Raw genomic sequence first — 3,927 nt, 5'->3', positions numbered from 1 at the left:
CAAGTCAAGTCAAGTCAAGTCATAAATTTATATTCTAAATTTGATTTTGTATTTACTATTTTAAATTTTCTAAAAAATTATCATAAATTTAATATTTTATACTATCCCATTTTCTTTTATGGGAATTAAGGAGAATATATGGACATAGAAAAAATAAATAAAATGGTATGGTGGATACCATTTAAAGAATTAAGAAATAATATAAGAGATGCCTTATTAGAAATAAATGAATATAAAAACTCTAAGTATTCATTTTATAATGATATATGCCACTCTGAATATAAAATTGAAAATTATTTAAAAAAAATAACTCCTAAACCATATTTGGACTTTATTGAATTTCATTTGGCAGAGCATTGTAATCTTGGGTGTTATAGTTGTGTACAGTTTTCTCAAGTAGCTCAAGAAGAATATTACGATATAGATGAATTCGAGAGAGATGTTAAAAGATTATTTGAGTTAACAAATGGTTTAATAGGAAGAATACACCTTTTAGGAGGAGAACCTCTATTAAATAAAAACTGTAAAGATTATTTTTATATAGTAAGAAAATATTTCAAATCTATACCTATATTGTTAGTTACTAATGGAATATTACTTCCTAAACAAGAAAAAAGTTTTTGGGGATCTTGCAAAGACAATGATATAATAATATCTCCTACTAAATATCCTCTAAAAATAGATTGGGATAATATAGAAAAAATATGTGCTGAATACAATGTTAAATTACATTTTTATAATGGGTCAGGAGAAAATGATATAGCAAGTAATAAAAATGTTTTAAAATTAGAAGGAGATTTAGACCCTTTTTATAATTTTATAAGATGTTGGCTTTCTAATACTTGTGTATCTTTGCATAAAGGAAAAATTTGTACTTGCAGTTTGGCTATATATATAAAACATTTTAATAAGGCATTTAATCAGAATTTAGAATTGACAGAATTGGATACTATAGATATATATAAAGCAAAAAGTTATGAAGAAATACTTCAATTTATAGCAAAACCTATTCCTTTCTGCCGATATTGTGATGTTGATAAATGGAGGTCTACTGGAAAGTGGCAAATATCTAAAAAAACTATAGATGAATATGTAGATTAAGAAATATTTTTTATTAATTTTATGTTATAGAATAAATATTTAAAATAATTATTTTATTTAAATGTTATTAAACATAATTAAAATTTAATATATTTTAGTTATGTTTAATAAATTCATTATTTTTTATTTTATTATTTAAAAATAATTTATCTATGAAATATTACATAATATAATTTTGTAATAGTATTATCTATCTTTAAAAAGTATTTTACAAAATTAGTTAAGAATTATCAATATAATTCTGAATGTAAAATAATCTTATATATAATAACATTTAATTTTAGTTCTTCTAGTAAGAAACTATTATTAAAGTATAATACCAAACATAACAAGATAAAGAAATTGGAAAATATATTTTATAATACAAATCAAAGCTAGCTATAATTAAAAATATTAATAAATATTGAAATATCAATAAATTTAGCTTTAGAACAATTTTGATATATATAATTTAAATTACATTTACAGATTTATATAAAAATAAAAAGACCATTAAAAATATAATAATTTTGCTACGGTATTATCAAAAACCTAGTAGTAGAGAGTATAATACTAATACATAATAAAATAAATGCCAATATAATAAATGGTTTGTAAAGTTCATCATACTGAATGAGATCATCATCAAGTATAGGCTTTTTTTCTATTCTGTCTATTGTATTATAAACATTATCCAAAGCAGAAGCATTCTGTGCATTGAAATATTTACCGCCTGTAGTTGAAGCTATATCGATTAAAGCCTCTTCATTAAGACTAAAATCAGCTCTTATTCTCCTTTTTCCGTAATTAGGATCATCATAAGTTACCCAAGCATGACTTCCGTTGGCATCGCCTATACCTATAGTATATATTTTTATGTTGAAGTTTGAAGCTATTTCTGAGGCTAATTTCGGATCTATTTCTCCAGAATTATTTTCTCCATCTGTAAGCAGTATAATAATTTTTTCATTATCGCCTTTTACACTCCTAAGCATATCAACAGCAGTAGCTATTCCAAGCCCTATTGAAGTAGAACCTTCTTCATCTATTTTAATATTTTTAATCTCTTCTTCAAGCAAAGTATAATCAAATGTAGAAGGCGAAAGCACAGAAGCACGCAATGCAAATGCTACCAAACTAATTTTATCAAAGTTTCTTTTTTTTATAAAATCTATCATAGTTTTTTTAGAAGCCTCAAGTCTTGTAGGCATCATATCCTCAGCCATCATAGAAGGCGAAACATCCACTACAAGTGAAATATAAATACCCTCACCGTTAATATCCGATAAATGATCTACTTTAGCAGGACGTGCAAGACCTATAATAGAAAAAAGAAGAGCAAGAATAATAAGAGCAAATGGTATATCTTTAACATAGTATCTTGATTTTAATACCTTTGACATACTTACTCTTGGGTGCTTTACTGAATATGAATGATTCTTTCTAGTTTGTATATATAAAAATATTATAATTGGTAATATAAAAAGTAAAAATAAAAATTTAGGCGATACAAAAGTCATTTAAACATTTTCCTAATCATAATTTTGTTATTTTGAAAACTATTATACTAAAATACAAATAAAAGTAAAGTTAACCATTTCCTATTATATTTACAAATAACTGAGAAAATAAAACTTTATTAATATACATATGTAAAAAAAATATAATATTAAAATATTAAATAAAGGTAAAAGTATTTCTTATAAATAATATGACTTTACTTTTAAAAATTAATTACCATTTTTTATTAATAACTTCATCATAATTTGGCATAGAATCTATAGCCCCTTTTCTAGTAACAGTTATATTTGATACCTTTACAGCAAAAATTATAGCCTCTTCCATAGTTTTATCATAAGCAAGCATTCTTACAACTCCTCCCAAAAAACTATCTCCTGCCGCAGTGGTATCAAGCACATGAACATCATATGCATCAAAATGTTTTCTCTCTTCTTTAGTTATTAAATCGCAGCCTTGAGCTCCTAAAGTTAATATAATATTTTTAACTCCGCATTCAAAAATATAATCTATTCCTCCTATAATATCTATTTCAGTTTCATTCGGTATTAATATATCAATACAGCTTAAAAAATCTCTGTCAAGTTTAACTGCGGGAGAAGGATTTAAAACAACAGTTTTCCCTAGTTTTTTAGCCATTCTTGCTGCATATTTTGCTGTATCTAAAGGTATTTCAAGCTGCATAACTATTATATCATACATAGATATAATCTCTTCTCTAATATCATCTTTTGTAATTAAAGCATTAGCTCCCTGTACTACAATTATATTATTTGCCCCGCTTTTGGTAACCGTAATCAAAGCTATTCCAGTGGCAGCATTATCTTTAATTATCAAATTATCTATATTAACATTATTTGAAAATAAAGCATCTGATAAATCTTTTCCAAAATTGTCATTTCCAACTGCTCCGAGTATGCTTACATTGCCGCCTAATTTTCCTATAGCACATGCCTGATTAGCACCTTTTCCTCCATTGCTTGTAGTAAAACTATTTCCAAGTATAGTTTCTCCATTTTTAGGAAAACGCTCTGTATTAACAACCAAATCTTTATTTATGCTCCCTACCACTAAAATACTTTTACTCACATTTTACCCCTTAATTTTGTATAGATTTATATGATAATTATTATACAATGTTATTTAAAAACTTTAAAATTATAAAAAATATTATAGTTATTTAATGATTAATTTTTTATATTATAATTTTGTATATACCTAAACAAATATGATTTGTCAATTTTGAGTTATTGATAAATGTAATTATAAGTTATAAATAGTATAAAATATTATTAGTAATTAATAAAATAAGTTTTATAAGTTTAAAAT

At 24.5% G+C, this 3,927-nt stretch carries 3 protein-coding genes; 1 reads left to right on the top strand and 2 read right to left on the bottom strand.

Translation table 11 applies throughout. The features are described from left to right. The first annotated feature begins 138 nt into the window (after window positions 1–138). The gene (locus Q1X91_RS14960; RefSeq protein WP_300759304.1) at window positions 139–1,101 is read left to right on the top strand and encodes a radical SAM protein; all 963 of its coding nucleotides are present in this window, start codon (window positions 139–141) and stop codon (window positions 1,099–1,101) included. 512 nt (window positions 1,102–1,613) lie between these two features. Here the strand turns inward: Q1X91_RS14960 and Q1X91_RS14955 are convergent. After that, window positions 1,614–2,600: a VWA domain-containing protein gene (locus tag Q1X91_RS14955; protein ID WP_020005180.1), complete on the bottom strand. Its 987-nt coding sequence runs from the start codon at window positions 2,598–2,600 to the stop codon at window positions 1,614–1,616. Window positions 2,601–2,814: 214 nt separating this feature from the next. Next, window positions 2,815–3,687 carry a ribokinase gene (gene rbsK / locus Q1X91_RS14950; RefSeq protein ID WP_300759301.1) on the bottom strand — a complete coding sequence of 291 codons (873 nt, stop codon included), beginning with the start codon at window positions 3,685–3,687 and terminating at the stop codon, window positions 2,815–2,817. Window positions 3,688–3,927: the final 240 nt, after the last annotated feature.

Origin of the sequence: uncultured Brachyspira sp. (genome assembly GCF_949287625.1) — a bacterium.
GTDB lineage: Bacteria > Spirochaetota > Brachyspiria > Brachyspirales > Brachyspiraceae > Brachyspira.
Note: the sequence above shows the minus strand (reverse complement) of the source record. Positions and strands in the feature narration are given on the sequence as shown.